Raw genomic sequence first — 16,723 nt, forward strand, 5'->3', positions numbered from 1 at the left:
GGGTCGTTTCCACTGTTATCTGAGTGGGTAGTGCCTGATTCTACTTCTTACTACGCCCTATCTGGGCGCGCGCCTTTGGTATTGGCAATCAGCGTTGTTACCAGCTTCAAGATGTCCTTTTCGCTATGGATATAGGCGAAAGGGTTATAATGCATGGACTTCTTGAAGTTGATTGTATTTAGGACCTTGATTCGGTACGGCTCATAAATGACCTTGCCGTGCTTATCCTTCATGGGCTTTCCGTCTTTCCCCGGCTTGGGTGCGCCCCTTTGGAGCATTTTTCCGCACTCCACCAAAATGGTTCCCTTCGGGTCCGTCACAACATAGGAGCTGTGCATCTGCATCAGGTTGGGTTTCAGCCAGAATCGGGTCTTACCGGAACCGGAGCCGCCAATCACCAGTACATTTTTGTTTCTGGCAGTCTTGGGGTCCTTGGGGCGGCTGTTCATGGTCAGGCTCTCCGTTTTCGTCAGAATCACATTGTTCTGAAATACAGGATCAACGTAAGGTGCAATATCCTCACGGGTTCCCCAGCGGGCCGAACCATATTCCAAACCATGTCGATATTTCTTGGCGTTCTTGCTTTTAAGATACACCGCCAGCCTCAGACCAACACCGCAGCACAGCCCTACCAACAAGTCCAATGGATGCAGGCTTGGCCAGAAACTTTGCAGCGCCCCAGGCAGAACCGCAATCAGCGAAAGAAACTTTTCTGAAGCATCCGCCCCTTGTGCCATTCGCCATGCCTCTCCAAAATTGGTAGCAAACAGTCCCATCAGGATATACGGCATATTCAGCAAGATGAGCTTTTTGATGTCCAATGTCTTTTTCATCGTTCCAGCTCCTTTCGCTTGGTGCGATCCACCACAGCATTTTTAACCATCTCTTTGAACTGGTTAAGTTTTGCCAGTACGGACGAGCGCTCTGTTTTCGTTGCCTTTTTGACCTTTTTGTTGGTGTACTCTGTAAAAGCTGCTGTCAGAGCATCTGCATCACGGCCTTTGAAAAAAATTAGGTACTTTGGCGGAGAACTGCTGCGGTCCTTTTTCACCGCATAATCCACACCATATTTCCGGGCGATTTTCTCAAACTCCTTGATAGAGGGGTCTGTGATCTCAATGTTGGATATTCCCTGATTCTGCCCGACAAGCTGCTTCACAGTCTGTTTTCCATGCGGAACAACCGGCGCATCACGGCTTCTCTGTTTTTCCAGCTTCTTTTCCTTGCGATGTGCCATGTACTTGCTTATGGCAGCCTTAAACATTCTGCCGGTAAACTTTGTTCCACTGACAACAAGCGTCAAAGTTCTGTTTTCCACTTCTTCCTGCATTTTCTCGCCTCCTTTCCACGAAGTTTGCAGGGAATCTCTTTTTTGCTAAGGCGGAACCACCAGCCGCCGCAGAAGATAACGCTTCATACCGCCCTCCTTAGCGTAACTGGTCAGAACGGTCATAGTGCAGATTGCCCTGACGTACCTTTGCGTGACTCAAAATCTTAATCTGCCCCTTTTCCTGACTATCCAGTGCTTTTTCATAACCGGTATCCGACAGGAACAGGCGGGTTCGTTCGCCTTTCCAGCCAACAGGGGAATCGTTCGTCAGCACATCAAAAATAATCATGTGCCGGGTGTCCTCCGCAAAACGCTGGAGATCCATATATCCATGACCGTGATAATTCTGCGCTCCTGCCTTTGCCCGCATTTCTTCCATCAGCTGCCCTATGGTCTTTCCCTCAGACATCATGCTTGCTCCTTTCTCCCGGCAGTTCCGGGCAATAAAAAAGCGACCATTTACCAGCCGCCATACAGATCGTGATTTACTTGTGAGGTGTAATGATTGCTTATCGTGGTCGGTGCATTGAATAGAACGGTCAGAAGATACTGCTTCATGTTACGAATTTCCGTGGTGTTCTTCTGTAAACAGTCCATGACAAACTCAATGTGCGAGTTATCCAGCTTCAAGAATCTGGAACGAACGATTTCATGCGGAAAATCACTTCCTGCAATACGGGTGGTCTTTCGCTTTGCACAGACCGTTTCCACGATTAGCTCCACAATCTCATCCAAATCCTCCCGATAAGTTTCATACTGCTGACACAGGTATTCATACCCGATATTCTCCTGAATCAATTCCCGATAACTCTCTATCTCTGTGAGTGACATCGCATTCCTTCCTTTCCGTTCCGGCAGACAATCTGCCGCGCAATCCCGGAAGGGAATGGAATCGGTACTTGATCCATAAATATTTTGTTTTTGAGTATTTGATTTCTCTATATTTAATTCTGCGGGCTTTTCCGTATCCGGTTTATCCATATACGGGTTTTCCGTATCTGGTGAATCCGTATCTGGTTTTCTAAGCTGTGGCTGCTCGTATATGACATACTCTGTATCGCTGATGCGTCCCTGCCGGTCACGCAGCTTGTGCCGCACAATGTAACCGGCAGCCTCCAATTCCCGCAACGCAGCGCCTATGGCATCCACGCCCTCCTTACAGATCTTTGCAAGACCACGGGTGGTGTAATTCCAGTCCTCTGGCAAAGATAACATCATGGAAAGCAGTCCCTTGGCTTTTAACGACAGGTTTGCATTTCGTAAATGATGATTGCTCATCACGGTATAATCACGGGTCCGTTCAATGCGAAAAACGGCCATCGACCTCACTCCTTCCGAATTTTGGGTACAAAAAAACCGCAATCCTCATTCCAAAGAATTGCGGTGTTCAACACTTTTCAAATTTTCTTGCATAGAACCAAAACAGCGGCTTTCGAGGACGCGCCCCTGTAAATGACTCCTCCTGGGCGAAAGGAAGTGTTTGCATCACTCGGTCAATATCCGTTGATTCCATGTCATGCTGAGATTTGCAATCTTCCCGGATTGCTTCTTGAATTTCCTTTACCGTACACATAGTCATTCCTTTCGTTGTATGGGTTTATGAGCGACGGCGTTTTCCCGGTTTGAAATCGAGGATATGTCCCTCAATCACACGAGCGTAACGCTTGATCTTAATCTCCCGACGCTGCTGGCTTTGTAGGGCAGCCTGATACCCGTCCTCGGTCAAAAACAGCCGCATTTCCTCTCCGGGGTTGCCGTAAGCTGTGCTGGGACGCAGGACGAAAAACTCAATCATCCAGCGGGTGTTATCCCAAAACCTCTCTACGGCGAGAATTTTGTGTCCTTTCAGCTCACGGGCTGAAATATCCCTCATAGGCGGCTCCTTTCATCGTTCCTGGTCTCTCTGACGCTTTTTCTGCCATGCCTCCAGCAGCCTGATGATGGTTTCCTGCATCCGCTGGGGCGTATAGCTTTTAGGAAAATACTTCCGCAAGGTGTCAGAGGTAAATGTCACTCGGTCCAGATCGCTTTTCTTTTCCTCACCCATGATGACACGCATCATATCGAGAGTCAGATACCCCTCCTGACTGTATTTTTTGAGCCGCTGGGCTTGAGAAAGAGAAGGGGTAGCCTGTTCGCTGTCCATCGCGTCCAACAGGTCTACCTGTTCCTCCTTTTTGAGAAAGGACAGCTCATAGGCAGGGTTCAGGGCGATTTTCTTCTCATCGACCATATCCATCAATTCAGGAATCAGTTCAGTCAGACGGATATAACGAAAAATCTGGTTTTTACTCTGACCTACTTGCTCTGCCAAAACCTCGCTGGACTTCTTCCCAAAATCGTTCCCAACTTGGGAACAATTTTCTTTACTCGGTCTGCCAGCCTGCCTTTTCATAGCCTCCAGCTTCATCTTGTAAGCAAAAGCCCTTTCACTTGGGAGCAGACTTTCCCGTTGCAGATTGCTGTCAACCATAATGATTGTGGCGGCATCATCATCCAAATCCCGAACAATGACCGGCATGGTCTCCTTGTCTGCCAGCTCACTGGCTCTGTGCCGCCTGTGTCCGGCTACCAGCTCATAACCGCCCTCCGGGTCCGGTCGAGCAATCGCCGGAACCAGAACGCCATACTGCTTGATACTGTCAGCGGTCTCCATCATGGCTTCGTCATCCTTGACTTTGAATGGGTGGTTCTTAAAGGGATGCAGTTCAGACAGCGGAATCTCCTGAATCTTTTCCAGCTTTGCATCCTGACGGCCTTCTTCGGTGGAGAACAGATCATCTACCGAGGCCAGCTCTATTTTTTTCGCGCTGCTTTTCAAGTTTCAACACCTCCTTCGTCAGATTTCGATACCCCTCTGCCACCTTGCCGCCAGGGTCATGGGCGAAAATACTTTTTCCCTCTGCGCTGATTTCCTTTGCACGGACAGAGTGTGGAATCTCCGTTCCAAAGATTTTGATTTTACTTCCATAGGTGTCCCGCAGCAAAGCAGCAATCTCTTTTGCAAAGTTGGTGCGGTTATCCACCATCGTCAGCAGGATACCGTCAATCTGGAGCTTTGGATTGATCTGCCGTTTCACCTTACTGACCGTAGATAGAAGCTGTTCCAGTCCTTTGGCGGGCAGATACTCTGCCTGAACGGGAATAATGATCCTATTCGCAGCGGCCAGCGCATTAACTGTGAGCATACCAAGGGAGGGCTGGCAGTCGATGAGGATATGGGAATATTGTCCCTTCAGTGTGTCCAGATATTGCCGTAAAATCGTTTCACGGCTCATGGCGTTTACCAAAGAAACCTCCATACCGGAGAGCTGAATATCCGCAGGCATCAGGTCAACGCCTTCTGCATGATGCAGAATACCTTCTCCGGGGCGTATAGGCTGATCCATCAGAATTTTGCCCATTGCATCCGACAGTGTAAATGGCAGCTTGTCTGGTTGCGGATTTCCCAAGCTGATTGTCAGGCTTCCTTGCGGGTCCCCATCGATCAGAAGCACTTTCTTTCCGGCCTGTGCCAGACCTATTCCCAAGTTCGCACAGGTTGTTGTTTTGCCAACGCCGCCTTTCTGGTTGGCAATGGCGATGATTTGTGTGTTCATGACTTCACCTCATTTCTGATTGTTGCTGTTGTTTCTGGAAATAGAAAAAACCGCCACTTCAAAATCATAAAGTGACGGCCCTTTCTAATGCCGGAATCTCTGAAACAAAAAAAGCACCCAGTTATTTGTTACTGAGTGCCTGCATTAGAATCGTATTTAATTGTTCAGATTTGGTCAGATTATGCCAAACCCTCCAGCGAAAAATCCGGTGTCTGAGAGTGCCAAATCACCCTCAAAAACACCCCCAAAATTGCTCTCTGGTTGTCCTATTTTTTAACCACTAAGGCCGTTTTTTGACCCCATTTTTGCCGGTTGTCCTATATTTAACCACTAAAAATTGGATGAAATCGGCTCCCGTTTTGCCAAATTTGGTCAAACCATATCAGCCCGTTTAGATATAGCAAAAGCCCGGAAAACCTTGATTTTCCGGGCTTTTTGAACCATTTTGATATAGTCTGAGCAGTCGATTATCGCTTGCTGAACTGCGGAGCGCGACGAGCTGCTTTGAGACCGTATTTCTTTCTTTCCTTCATACGAGGGTCTCTGGTAAGGAATCCAGCCTTCTTCAGAACGGGTCTGAAATCACCGTCTACCTGAAGCAGAGCTCTGGAAATACCGTGTCTGATCGCACCAGCCTGGCCGGTGTATCCGCCACCGCGAACGTTAACCAGAACGTCGAACTTCTCAGCAGTCTCAGTAGCTGCCAGAGGCTGACGAACGATAACCTTCAGAGTCTCCAGACCGAAGTACTCATCAATGCTTCTCTTATTGATTGTAATATTACCATTACCGGGTACTAAATATACTCTGGCGATGGATTTCTTTCTTCTACCGGTTCCGTAGTATCTTTCTGTTTTAGCCATGATTTATTTTCCTCCTCTCAGTCCTTTAGAATGTCAGTACTTCAGGCTTCTGAGCTTCATGCTTGTGCTCAGGTCCTGCATATACGTGAAGTTTGGTGAACATCTGTCTTCCTAAAGGTCCCTTGGGAAGCATGCCCTTAACTGCAAGTTCGATAACCTGCTCAGGCTTCTTTGCTAACTTTTCTCTCAGGGTAGCTTCTTTTAAGCCACCAACGTAATCGGAATGATGATAATATACCTTCTGATCCATCTTCTTACCGGTTACTTTGATCTTCTCAGCATTGATAACGATAACGTTGTCACCGCAGTCGATGTGGGGAGTGAAGATAGGCTTATTCTTGCCTCTCAGCACTTTAGCAACCTCAGATGCCAGACGGCCTAAGGTCATGTCAGTAGCGTCTACTACATACCATTTTCTATCGATTGTAGCTGGACTAGCCATAAATGTTTTCATTATGTTCCCTCCATATTACTTTCGCCGATTCATGATCGACTTTTTCAGTGTTCCGGTCTGATAGTAATATGCAGATGTCCGGCTACATTTTACTTCTTCCCAAAACGGTTGAATACTTTATTTCAATGCTTCGTCGGGGCTTTGACTCAGCATATTGAAACACTGTCACAGTCATATATTATATGGCACCAATCAATTAGTGTCAAGATAATTTTAAAACTTTTTACAGTTCAGCCATAGAACGACCGCATCAACGATTAGATACTGCACCCAAAGCACTTTTTTTGACATTCTATGAACCAGATGCCTATATATGAGCTAAGATAGTGACGCAGTGACGGAAAACACAATAACCCGGCATTGCGGATGACGGTCACAGGAACTCGTATTTCATCAGCGTCAGTCCATGGGCCGGTGCGGTAGGTCCCGCTGCACTGCGGTCTTTTGCCTCGAGGATCGTGAAAATATCCATGGGATCCCGCTTGCCCTGTCCGATATCTAACAGGGTTCCGGCAATGATCCTCACCATATTATATAAAAAGCCATTACCGCAGACGCGGATCACCAGATCATTTTCTCCCTGCTCTTCCACTTCCACGGAATAGATGGTACGCACGGTGGATTCTACCTGGGCACCGGTCTGGCAGAAGCTTTTGAAATCATGTTCTCCCTCCAGGTAAGCCGCAGCTTCCTGCATCCGGCTCACATCCAGTTCATGATAGGTGAACAGCGAATACAGCCGTTTCACCGGCATGGGAAATTCTGCCCGGTAGATCCGGTACTCATAAGTCTTGCGGCTGTCGCATTTCCGGGGATGCCAGTCATTTTCCACCTGTTCGGACTTCTGGATACGGATATCCTCGGGAAGTCTCTGGTTCAATGCGTAGGAGATTTTCTCCGCAGGCATCCGGCTGGTCGTGTCAAACACAGCGATATTCCCCAGTGCATGCACCCCGGAATCTGTCCGGCTGGCACCGATGACCTCAACAGGCTCTCGCAGCAGATCGGTCAGACACCGGTTCAATTCGCTTTCGATGGTGATCCCGTTATTCTGGATCTGCCAACCATGGTAATTCGTTCCGTCGTAGGCCACGGTCAGGCGGACACGCTTTTTCTCTTTTTCTGTCTGCTTTGACAGCTGTTCCATTGTCATTTCCGATTCCACTGCATTTCACCCGCCTTCTCTCCTGCCACCTGTCTTAGGTTCCCCGGCATTCTTTCCTGTATTTGACGATATACTATCTGTTATGGGCATTATTGTTTTGCAGTAAAAATTTACGGTAAAAAAGGTAACCTTCCTACCACAATGCTAATCACCATATATGCGGCAATACAGCCGTAAGCAATGTAATCTCTCTTATGATAGATCAGCGGTTTCATCTTCGTCCTGCCCTCTCCGCCGCGATAGCATCTGGCCTCCATTGCCATGGCAAGGTCGTTGGCTCTGCGGAATGCAGAGATAAACAGCGGTACTAAAAGGGGCACCATTGCCTTGGCGCGTTTGAATAGATTGCCGCTCTCGAAATCCGCACCTCTGGCGATCTGTGCTTTCATGATCTTATCCGTTTCTTCTAATAATATAGGTATAAAACGAAGTGCAATGGACATCATCATGGCCACCTCATGTACGGGCACCTTGAATACTTTTAAGGGTCCCATCATTTTCTCCATACCATCCGTCAGGTTGTTCGGTGTGGTGGTCAGTGTCATCACGGAGGATCCGATGATCAGCAGTGTCAGCCGGACAGCCATGGAAATGGCCATTTTCAGTCCTTCCTGCGTAATGGTCAGCTTCCAGATCGTCACTAACGGTGTTCCCTGTGTCAGAAACAGATTGAATACCACTGTGATCATCATCAGCATGACGATAGTCTTCATTCCTTTTACCATGAACTTGAACGGTACCTTTGACAGCCGGATCACCATCCCCAAAAACAGGGCTGCGATCACATATCCTGCGTAATTTTTAAAAAAGAACAGTGATATGATAAACAGGAGGGTGCCTCCCAGCTTGACTCTGGGATCCATCCTGTGTATCACGGATTCTGTCTGATAATATTGTCCTAATGTAATATCTCTAAGCATATTGCTCCTCACCAGAGTTTCTGCCCGGCTCCTGTCGGGTCAGAACTCGTATCTTCTCTCTGCTCATGCTGCAATTTGAGCATTGCAGTTCAAATCATTACTTCTGATTTTTCTGTTTCCAGACTCTTGCAATTTCTTCCGCTGCTTCTTCGATCGTCGTGGCATCCACGTCCACATCTGCACCTCTTGCCTTCAGATCGTGCATAATATAAGTAACCTGCGGTGCTGCCAGCCCCACCTCTTCCAGTTCTTTGTAATGTTTAAATACTTCTCTCGGCGTATCGTCATACATGACACTGCCCTTGTTCATTACAATGATGCGGTCCACATATTCCGCCACATCTTCCATGCTGTGGGATACCAGCAGGATGGTAAGTCCGGTCTCTGTCTGCAGTTTTTTGATCTGCTGCAGGATCTCATCTCTTCCCTTGGGATCCAGTCCGGCTGTCGGCTCGTCCAGGATCAGTACCTCCGGCTTCATGGCCAGCACGCCGGCGATCGCCACACGACGCTTCTGTCCACCGGACAATTCAAAGGGGGACTGATAGAAAAGCTCATCCGGCAGTCCTACTTTTTTCAGAGCATCGTATGCACGAAGCTCCACTTCTTTTTTATCCAGTCCCAGATTCTTCGGTCCGAAACAGACATCGCTGAATACATCGATCTCAAACAGCTGATGCTCCGGATACTGGAACACCAGCCCTACCTTGCTGCGGAGCTTCTTCATATCATAATCCTTGTCGTAGATATCTTCTCCGTTAAAATAGATATGTCCGTCGGTAGCACGGATCAATCCGTTCATATGCTGCATCAGCGTGGACTTACCGGAACCGGTATGCCCGATAATACCGATGAACTGTCCATCCGGTATCTTCAGGCAGACATCGTTCAGGGCATGAACTGCCAGCGGTGTATCTGCACCGTATACATAATTCACATGATCTAATATGATAGACATTTTTTCGATCCTTTCCCGTGTACTTTCATTCGCTGCCATCCCCGCCACTATTTCCTGTCGGTTTTTCCATAGCCCAGTGCACTGACCAGCTCTTCTCTTGTCAATATGCCATCCGGCAGCGGAATTCCGCGTTTCTGCAATTCATACGATAACAGCGTTACCTGCGGCACATCCAGCCGTAGCTTTTTCAGCTGCTCCACCTGTGAAAAGATTTCCCGGGGGGTACCCTGCATGGCAATTTTCCCCTCATCCATGACAAATACCTTGTCCGCATGAATAATTTCTTCCATATAATGGGTGATCAGGATCAGCGTGACGCCTTCCACCTGATTCAATCCGCGGACTGCACGGATGACTTCCTTACGTCCACTGGGATCCAGCATGGCAGTCGGCTCATCCAATACAATGCATTTGGGATGCATAGCCAGTACTCCGGCAATAGACACTCTCTGCTTCTGCCCACCGGACAGCTTATTCGGGGAATACTTTCGATATTCGTACATACCTACCGCACGTAAGCTCTCTTCCACACGCTGCCAGATCTCCTCCGTGGGGATCCCCATGTTCTCCGGGCCAAATCCCACATCTTCTTCCACTACCTGTCCTATGATCTGGTTATCCGGATTCTGAAACACCATGCCGGCTGTCTGACGGACCTTCCAGATGTTGTCCTCATCCTTCGTGTCCATACCGTCGACCCAGAGCGTTCCCTCTGTCGGATTTAAGATGGCATTCATATGCTTTGCCAAAGTAGACTTGCCGGAACCGTTATGTCCGAGGATGGCTATGAACTGTCCCTGCTCTATATCAAGAGAAACATCATTCACCGCTCTTGTGATCCCTTCCACATTTCCCTCTTCATCCCGACGAATATATTCATATACTACATTATTTGCTTTAATGATCTCCATAAATAATCTCCATTCCATATTCGCTTTGTGCCGGAGAATCAGCTATCTTCTGCTTTTGCAAGATATCGCTCCTATTTTACTAGATTATGCACAGATTTACAACACTTAACAGGGAACTGACCCGACTTTTTCAAAATCTCTTGTACTGCTTTCCAAAAACCTTTATAGTTATGGTTGTATCTTTCTATTGCAGAACATTTCAGAAAATAAAACGAGGAGGCATTCTATGAATCCGATCGATCGCAATAAAATATGGAAGATGGTGGGTATTCTTGCGCTCATCACTGTCGTTGCCGGAGGACTGCTAAGAGTATCCCAGCACAGTTCCTACACTCTGGGGGATTATGCGACGGACAATCCTTCCCTGGCTTATCAGACATCAGAGCCATCACCTACCCCGGAACCTACACCGGCCGTCGACAATTCCAATGCAAATGCGACAGAAAACTTGCAGGAAGGATCTTCCATGGCAGAAACTACCGTTTTGACCGGATATTCCCTGAACGGAGAGCTATTGACCGACCAGCGGACCACGCTGTCCGACGGCTTTTATTATGAACCGTTATCCGAGAAATTACAGAGATATATAACAGGTGTTTCTTATCCTGCTACTGTGGATAACTCCGGAGAAGCCTCACAAGACCTGTTGAAATCTGTCGAAATCAGCTATGACGATCTGAGATATGTGCATATCCGGCATTACAATTTTGAAGGAAATCCTGCAGAAGGTGAGCTGATCTGTAACAAAGCAATCGCGCAGGACCTGACGGAGATCTTTTATGAACTGTATTGTAATGAATATCAACTAGAAAAGGTACTTTTGATCGATGAATATGATGGGGACGACCTCGCATCCATGGAGGATAACAATACCTCCTGCTTCAACTACCGCCCGGTAGAGGGGACTTCCTCCCTGTCCAAGCATGCATTAGGGCTGGCAATTGATATCAATCCCTTTTATAATCCTTATATTACTTACAATAAGGATGGCAGCGAAAAGGTATCTCCTGCAAATGCTTCCACCTATGCAGACAGAGCCGCTTCCTTCCCCTACAAAATTGACGAAAACGATCTGTGCTATCAGTTATTTAAAGAACATGGCTTCACCTGGGGAGGTCACTGGAACTCCTGCAAGGATTACCAGCACTTCCAGAAGGTGGTGGAGTAATCCGCAAAGCAACGAGGGAATGCGGAGCATCCCCTCATTATACGGCTGTCGCCAAATAAGTCTAAAAAAAGACAACCGCTAGGGAATGCAAGCATTCCCTAGCGGTTGTCTCTTTTTATCCTTACTTTGCTCGTAGCTTAAACAAGCTCCAGAACAACAGTCATAGCTGCGTCACCCTTACGCTGACCGATCTTAACGATTCTGGTGTAACCACCCTTACGGGTAGCATACTTGGGAGCATACTCATCGAAGAGCTTTGCAACCAGGTCAACTTCCTTGGTGTTCTTTTTCTTGCCTGCTGCATCAGCGGGAACCTCAACTACAGGGTTCAGAACCTTCAGCATCTGACGACGTGCATGAGATCTGGTAGGCAGATCCTTCTTGATCTCCTTCTCAACTTCGTCGTATACAGTAACGGTAACACCGTTCTCGATCTTAACCAGCTTGCCATCCTTATCGCGATGGGACTCAGCCAGGACCTTACCGGTCTCCTTGTCAACGATCTGCTTTACGCGCTTGCCGTCCTTGTCCTTGCGGGCAACCTTGGTGGTAACTTTAACAGTTTCGAAGTTATCCTTCTCTTTTACTGCCAGAGCGATCAGTCCATCAACGATCTTCTGTACTTCCTTAGCCTTAGCTTCGGTGGTAACGATCTTGCCGTTGTTAATCACTGCAGTTACCTGATTTCTTAATAATGCCTTTCTCTGTGCAGATGTTCTGCCGAGTTTTCTGTACTTTGCCATGATAATTTTCCTTTCTCCATTCATGGTACATCCGGCCATGCACTTTGGACTTACTTACCGAATGCGTTGTTTTTTGCCATTTAGAGATAAACCGTATCCGAACACTTTGGGCTTACCGGATACGGAAATCTAACTTTTTATGTTCAGCTGAAATTAGTTCTCATCGCTGGGGTTCAGCTGTAATCCCAGCTCTTTCAGTTTAGCCAGAACTTCTTCCAAAGATTTACGTCCGAGGTTACGAACCTTCATCATATCTTCTGAAGTCTTATTGGTTAACTCTTCTACAGTATTGATACCTGCTCTCTTCAAGCAGTTGTAAGAACGAACGGAAAGCTCCAGCTCGTCAATACTCATCTCCAGAACCTTTTCCTTCTCGTCGTCTTCCTTCTCTACCATAACCTCAGCGGTCTTAGCATTTTCGGAAAGGTCGATGAACAGGTTCAGATGCTCGCTGAGCACCTTAGCTGCCAGGCTGACTGCCTCATCGGGAGCCAGGGTTCCGTTGGTGTATACATCCAATGTAAGCTTGTCGAAATCAGTACTCTGACCTACACGGGTATTTTCTACCGTAACGTTAACTCTCTCTACAGGTGTATAGATAGAATCAATAGCAATTACGCCAATTGGTAAATCTTCGTGTTTGTTCTTGTCGGCACTTACGTAGCCACGGCCTCTTGTAATAGTTAACTCCATGTAAAGCTTGGTATCTTTACCGCTCAGAGTTGCGATAACAAGGTCGGGGTTCAGAATTTCAATATCCTGATCACACTGGATATCAGAAGCTCTTACAACACCTTCGCCTTCAAACTCGATATATGCAGTCTTAGCCTCGTTGGTCTCGCTGTTGTTCTTGATCGCAAGGCTCTTGATGTTCATGATGATCTCAGATACATCTTCCTTTACGCCGGGAATAGAACTGAACTCATGAAGAACACCTTCAATTTTGATCTGGCTCACTGCAGCACCGGGCAGGGAAGACAGCATGATTCTTCTCAGGGAGTTACCCAGAGTAATACCATAGCCTCTTTCCAGGGGTTTTACTACGAATTTACCATACTTTTTGTCTTCTGAAATCTCGCTAACCTCAATATTAGGTCTTTCAAAATCAAACACTGCCAATACCCTCCTTTGCGAACTTTATATGTTGACATGTTCTTACGAACAATATCCCATGGAATAATATTCCACAGGAAATGTTCATTGGGGTTACATAAAACTTACTTGGAGTACAACTCGACGATAAGCATCTCGTCAACAGGAACATCGATCATCTCTCTGGTAGGCAGATTCTTGATGGTTCCCTTAAAGTTCTCAACATCAGCATCGATCCATTCGGGTACTAATCTTCCAGCAGTAACATCAAGGATATCCTTGTATCTCTGCATGGACTTAGCGCTCTCCTTGATCTCGATAACATCGCCAGCCTTGATCAGGTAAGAAGGAATGTTTACACACTTACCGTTTACAAGTACATGCTTGTGGTCAACGATCTGTCTTGCTTCTCTTCTGGTTCTTGCAAAGCCCATTCTGAACACTACGTTGTCCAGTCTGCTCTCTAACAGGGTCATCAGGTTCTCACCGGTCATGCCCTTCATTCTATCAGCCTTCTCATAGTAGTTACGGAAAGGCTTCTCCAGAACGCCATAGATGAACTTAGCCTTCTGCTTTTCTCTTAACTGAAGTCCGTACTCAGATACCTTTTTGCCTGCTCTTGCAGAGGTTCTGTTAGACTTCTTGTCATAGCCCAGGTAAGAAGGCTCAAGGCCAAGGGCTCTACATCTTTTCAGTACAGGTACGCGATTTACTGCCATTTTTTTATTTTCCCTTCTTTATACTTCGGAAGTGACTTCCGAGGGTTGTTTACAGTGCCGCAATGCGGCACTTTCATCCAACTTGTTCTAATGTTACTTCATTAAAATTAATTGCTTCGTCTTCTGACGATTTCTCACTAAACGCGACGACGCTTAGGAGGACGGCATCCATTGTGAGGTACAGGAGTTACATCACAAATGCTTAAGACATCCAGTCCACTTGCAGACAGAGCTCTGATTGCTGCTTCACGTCCTGAACCAGGACCCTTTACGAATACGTCAACGGACTTTAATCCGTGAACAAGAGCAGCCTTTGTTGCTGTTTCAGCAGCCATCTGTGCAGCATATGGAGTAGATTTCTTTGAACCTCTAAAACCAAGACCACCGGCACTTGCCCAGCTAAGAGCATTACCTTCAGCATCAGTTAACGTTACGATTGTGTTGTTAAAAGAAGACTGAATATGTGCCTGTCCGCGTTCAACGTTTTTTCTTACACGCTTTTTTGTTACTTTCTTTGCAACTTTTTTAGCCATTTTAAACTAACCTACTTTCTCATTTCCTGGGGATGCTTACATTTGCTTCCCTCTCACAGTTACATTACGATCTTAATTACTTCTTCTTGTTTGCCACCGTGCGCTTAGGTCCCTTACGAGTTCTTGCGTTGGTCTTAGTCTTCTGACCACGAACAGGAAGTCCTTTACGATGACGAATACCACGATAGCAGCCGATTTCCTGAAGTCTCTTGATATTCAGAGCGATTTCTCTTCTCAGATCACCTTCTACCATAACGCCAAGCTTTTCGATAGCTTCACTGATCTTCTTTACCTCATCATCGGTAATATCTCTCACTCTGGTATCAGGATTTACACCTGCTTCTGCTAACAGCTTGTCAGCAGTAGGTCTGCCTATTCCATAGATATAGGTCAAACCGATCTCAATTCGTTTTTCTCTAGGTAAGTCTACACCTGCGATACGAGCCATTTACGTTTCCTCCATTTTCCTGCGTAATCTCTTACGCTTTGCGCAACATTTCTGCGCTCACAACTTTCGTTGTGTGTGCGTACGTTTTGGTCTGTTAATTGTACGCCCAATAGTTACTAATTGATTGGGGCTCTCACCCAATCGGACACGATCCGATCTTTCCACGACGATAATTTTAGAAAATCTTTTCGTCATGGTATCAACAAGTAATCTCCCGTAAGCTCTATCCAAATCTATTATGAAAATTGATATTATCAATTCAGCCGCACATAATAACCGGACAAGAACTCACATACCTGATCAAATGACGATCAAGCGGTGATTATCCCTGTCTCTGTTTGTGCTTCGGATTCTCACAGATTACTCTGATGCGTCCTTTTCTCTTGATGATTTTGCACTTTTCGCAAATCGGTTTTACTGATGATCTAACTTTCATGTTAAACCCTCCTTTCAAAAAAGACCGTTTTACATTATAGCATGACGGTCTTTCCTTTGCAAGCGTATTATTGCGCTTTTTTTAATATTTTTTGATTTTTTTGTTGCTTTTTTGCCTGCTTTACATTCAAAACGATAAAAGTGATAGCCGCAGCCGCTGCAACACTTAAAATTCGGAAGGTAAATCTCGCATGCAATGCTGAATGATGTTGTACTGCAATGATCCAGACGAAGGGAATTGCAGCTGTGAGTACTACGGGAACCAGCTGTGCAAATATTTCCTTCCATTTGCCCGTGACGATTATCATCACAAGCATTCCTATCGCTATCGCTGCCAGCACTCCTGCAGCAATTCCAATATAGGCCGGATATTCCTGAAGATTCAGTCCGATGACATAGAACCCCCCGTTCATCCGGGGTCTGCCGCCAATAGCTTCGGTACGGCCGATAATGGACCAGATAGCATCCTTGATCGTACCGGTATGTAATGTCAGATCTGCAATGACCCATTTTGCTGCCCACATTCCCGCATAGCCGATTGCCCAGCTTACACTGAAGCCGGTCAGTCTTTTGATATTATTCCACAGGCGATCACTTTCTAATAAGAAGTAACAGCACAGAGGAATTCCCAAAGTAACAACGGGATACGTCAGAAAATCAAAATAAGACGTCAGAATTCCCACGATCAGGAAGAATTCCGGATATTGTCCTTTTTCGTGCAGTCTGTCATGATGTAACAGCATGTATTCCACCGCCAGAAGCGTCAAGATCCAACACACTGACATGGTCAGTGATACAAGAACCAGCACCGGCTTCATAAACAGAAAACTTCCCAGAGTCACGACTGCGACACCTGCATTTTGCTTTTGGATTGCCGTAACCAGCACCCAGATCATAAGCGCGATCTGCACCGCCAGCTCCAGCCATACCACGTGCTGCCAGGAAAATAACAGTAACAGCGGCTTTAAATATAAAAGATAGCCGTGCCAGTATCTCGCATAAATGTGGAGATACATGTTATTGACGTTCTCATGGGATTCACAGAAGGATTTGAGAGAATCCTCCGGTGTCCATACATCCTCTTCCAGATCATAGTGGTACATCCACATAGCGTGTTCGTAGGCATTTTTGTCCGACAATCTCTCTATGGCATTCTGCACCATAATAGCATCGGTGTAGGTCTCTCTGTTTTTCCACAGGTACTGCGAAAATGCATCTTCCGGTATCTCGTCTCCGGTCTTCAGCATATCCCCGACACTTTTCTCCACATTCTTTCTCATAGGTCCTACCGGAAGCAAGAATACCAGTACTAACAGTATCGTTCCCACTACCGCACTGACCGCCAGAATGGCAGCAAAGTTACGTATTTTTTTAGCCATAGCTAT

General features: G+C 46.5%; 21 protein-coding genes and 1 pseudogene. 1 reads left to right on the forward strand and 21 read right to left on the reverse strand.

Features of this window, described 5'->3' with window-relative positions; all coding sequences use genetic code 11:
• Window positions 1-71 precede the first annotated feature (71 nt).
• From OCV96_RS15315 to OCV96_RS15380, 14 genes and pseudogenes are all read right to left on the reverse strand, one after another.
• Window positions 72-833 (reverse strand): annotated as a pseudogene (locus tag OCV96_RS15315) (type IV secretory system conjugative DNA transfer family protein); the annotation flags it as partial.
• A complete protein-coding gene (locus tag OCV96_RS15320) occupies window positions 830-1,330 on the reverse strand; it encodes a PcfB family protein (protein ID WP_004797477.1) in 501 nt (166 codons plus the stop codon). The pseudogene OCV96_RS15315 and the gene OCV96_RS15320, both read right to left, overlap by 4 nt.
• Window positions 1,331-1,427: 97 nt before the next feature.
• The gene (locus OCV96_RS15325) at window positions 1,428-1,739 is read right to left on the reverse strand and encodes a DUF5720 family protein (RefSeq protein ID WP_008728385.1); all 312 of its coding nucleotides are present in this window, start codon (window positions 1,737-1,739) and stop codon (window positions 1,428-1,430) included.
• Between the two features lie 50 nt (window positions 1,740-1,789).
• Entirely contained in the window at window positions 1,790-2,650 is an 861-nt protein-coding gene (locus OCV96_RS15330) for a helix-turn-helix domain-containing protein (protein WP_262594862.1), read from the reverse strand.
• Window positions 2,651-2,717: 67 nt separating this feature from the next.
• Window positions 2,718-2,909, reverse strand: a complete 192-nt coding sequence (locus OCV96_RS15335; protein WP_425609812.1) for a hypothetical protein — start codon at window positions 2,907-2,909, stop codon at window positions 2,718-2,720.
• Between the two features lie 18 nt (window positions 2,910-2,927).
• The gene (locus tag OCV96_RS15340) at window positions 2,928-3,203 is read right to left on the reverse strand and encodes a DUF5720 family protein (protein ID WP_118626762.1); all 276 of its coding nucleotides are present in this window, start codon (window positions 3,201-3,203) and stop codon (window positions 2,928-2,930) included.
• A gap of 12 nt (window positions 3,204-3,215) precedes the next feature.
• Window positions 3,216-4,151 carry a ParB/RepB/Spo0J family partition protein gene (locus OCV96_RS15345; RefSeq protein WP_215650771.1) on the reverse strand — a complete coding sequence of 312 codons (936 nt, stop codon included), beginning with the start codon at window positions 4,149-4,151 and terminating at the stop codon, window positions 3,216-3,218.
• Window positions 4,108-4,929: a ParA family protein gene (locus OCV96_RS15350; RefSeq protein WP_005335951.1), complete on the reverse strand. Its 822-nt coding sequence runs from the start codon at window positions 4,927-4,929 to the stop codon at window positions 4,108-4,110. The genes OCV96_RS15345 and OCV96_RS15350 overlap by 44 nt, the downstream gene beginning before the upstream one ends.
• 467 nt (window positions 4,930-5,396) lie before the next feature.
• Window positions 5,397-5,792: a 30S ribosomal protein S9 gene (rpsI, locus tag OCV96_RS15355; RefSeq protein ID WP_022154279.1), complete on the reverse strand. Its 396-nt coding sequence runs from the start codon at window positions 5,790-5,792 to the stop codon at window positions 5,397-5,399.
• Between the two features lie 25 nt (window positions 5,793-5,817).
• Window positions 5,818-6,246, reverse strand: a complete 429-nt coding sequence (gene rplM / locus OCV96_RS15360; protein ID WP_117465480.1) for a 50S ribosomal protein L13 — start codon at window positions 6,244-6,246, stop codon at window positions 5,818-5,820.
• A gap of 373 nt (window positions 6,247-6,619) precedes the next feature.
• Window positions 6,620-7,399 (reverse strand): tRNA pseudouridine(38-40) synthase TruA, encoded by a 780-nt coding sequence (truA, locus tag OCV96_RS15365; RefSeq protein ID WP_262594864.1) that lies wholly within the window; start codon window positions 7,397-7,399, stop codon window positions 6,620-6,622.
• A 122-nt stretch (window positions 7,400-7,521) separates the two neighbouring features.
• Window positions 7,522-8,331 carry an energy-coupling factor transporter transmembrane component T family protein gene (locus OCV96_RS15370; protein WP_262594865.1) on the reverse strand — a complete coding sequence of 270 codons (810 nt, stop codon included), beginning with the start codon at window positions 8,329-8,331 and terminating at the stop codon, window positions 7,522-7,524.
• 97 nt (window positions 8,332-8,428) lie between these two features.
• Window positions 8,429-9,289 carry an energy-coupling factor transporter ATPase gene (locus OCV96_RS15375; protein ID WP_262594867.1) on the reverse strand — a complete coding sequence of 287 codons (861 nt, stop codon included), beginning with the start codon at window positions 9,287-9,289 and terminating at the stop codon, window positions 8,429-8,431.
• Window positions 9,290-9,336: 47 nt separating this feature from the next.
• Complete coding sequence (locus OCV96_RS15380) at window positions 9,337-10,200, reverse strand: energy-coupling factor transporter ATPase (protein ID WP_227061375.1); 864 nt, start codon at window positions 10,198-10,200, stop codon at window positions 9,337-9,339.
• 226 nt (window positions 10,201-10,426) lie between these two features.
• Between OCV96_RS15380 and OCV96_RS15385 the strand changes: the two genes are divergently transcribed.
• Window positions 10,427-11,368, forward strand: coding sequence for a M15 family metallopeptidase (locus OCV96_RS15385; protein WP_262594868.1), 942 nt, complete (start codon window positions 10,427-10,429; stop codon window positions 11,366-11,368).
• A gap of 137 nt (window positions 11,369-11,505) precedes the next feature.
• On the opposite strand, the gene OCV96_RS15390 is transcribed toward OCV96_RS15385, so the two are convergent.
• The 7 genes from OCV96_RS15390 to OCV96_RS15420 all read right to left on the reverse strand — a co-directional run bounded on the left by OCV96_RS15390 (window position 11,506) and on the right by OCV96_RS15420 (window position 16,717).
• Complete coding sequence (locus OCV96_RS15390) at window positions 11,506-12,111, reverse strand: bL17 family ribosomal protein (protein ID WP_022154286.1); 606 nt, start codon at window positions 12,109-12,111, stop codon at window positions 11,506-11,508.
• Window positions 12,112-12,264: 153 nt separating this feature from the next.
• Window positions 12,265-13,224: a DNA-directed RNA polymerase subunit alpha gene (locus OCV96_RS15395; protein WP_022154287.1), complete on the reverse strand. Its 960-nt coding sequence runs from the start codon at window positions 13,222-13,224 to the stop codon at window positions 12,265-12,267.
• Between the two features lie 104 nt (window positions 13,225-13,328).
• Window positions 13,329-13,922 (reverse strand): 30S ribosomal protein S4, encoded by a 594-nt coding sequence (gene rpsD / locus OCV96_RS15400; protein WP_022154288.1) that lies wholly within the window; start codon window positions 13,920-13,922, stop codon window positions 13,329-13,331.
• Window positions 13,923-14,059: 137 nt separating this feature from the next.
• Entirely contained in the window at window positions 14,060-14,455 is a 396-nt protein-coding gene (gene rpsK, locus OCV96_RS15405) for a 30S ribosomal protein S11 (protein ID WP_022154289.1), read from the reverse strand.
• A gap of 76 nt (window positions 14,456-14,531) precedes the next feature.
• Entirely contained in the window at window positions 14,532-14,903 is a 372-nt protein-coding gene (rpsM, locus tag OCV96_RS15410; RefSeq protein ID WP_022154290.1) for a 30S ribosomal protein S13, read from the reverse strand.
• Window positions 14,904-15,225: 322 nt separating this feature from the next.
• Window positions 15,226-15,339, reverse strand: a complete 114-nt coding sequence (rpmJ, locus tag OCV96_RS15415) for a 50S ribosomal protein L36 (protein ID WP_031271335.1) — start codon at window positions 15,337-15,339, stop codon at window positions 15,226-15,228.
• Between the two features lie 67 nt (window positions 15,340-15,406).
• On the reverse strand, window positions 15,407-16,717 hold the full coding sequence (locus tag OCV96_RS15420) for a hypothetical protein (protein ID WP_262594870.1): 1,311 nt from the start codon (window positions 16,715-16,717) through the stop codon (window positions 15,407-15,409).
• Between the last annotated feature and the right edge of the window lie 6 nt (window positions 16,718-16,723).

Source organism: Waltera acetigignens, from assembly GCF_025567015.1.
GTDB lineage: Bacteria > Bacillota > Clostridia > Lachnospirales > Lachnospiraceae > Acetatifactor > Acetatifactor acetigignens.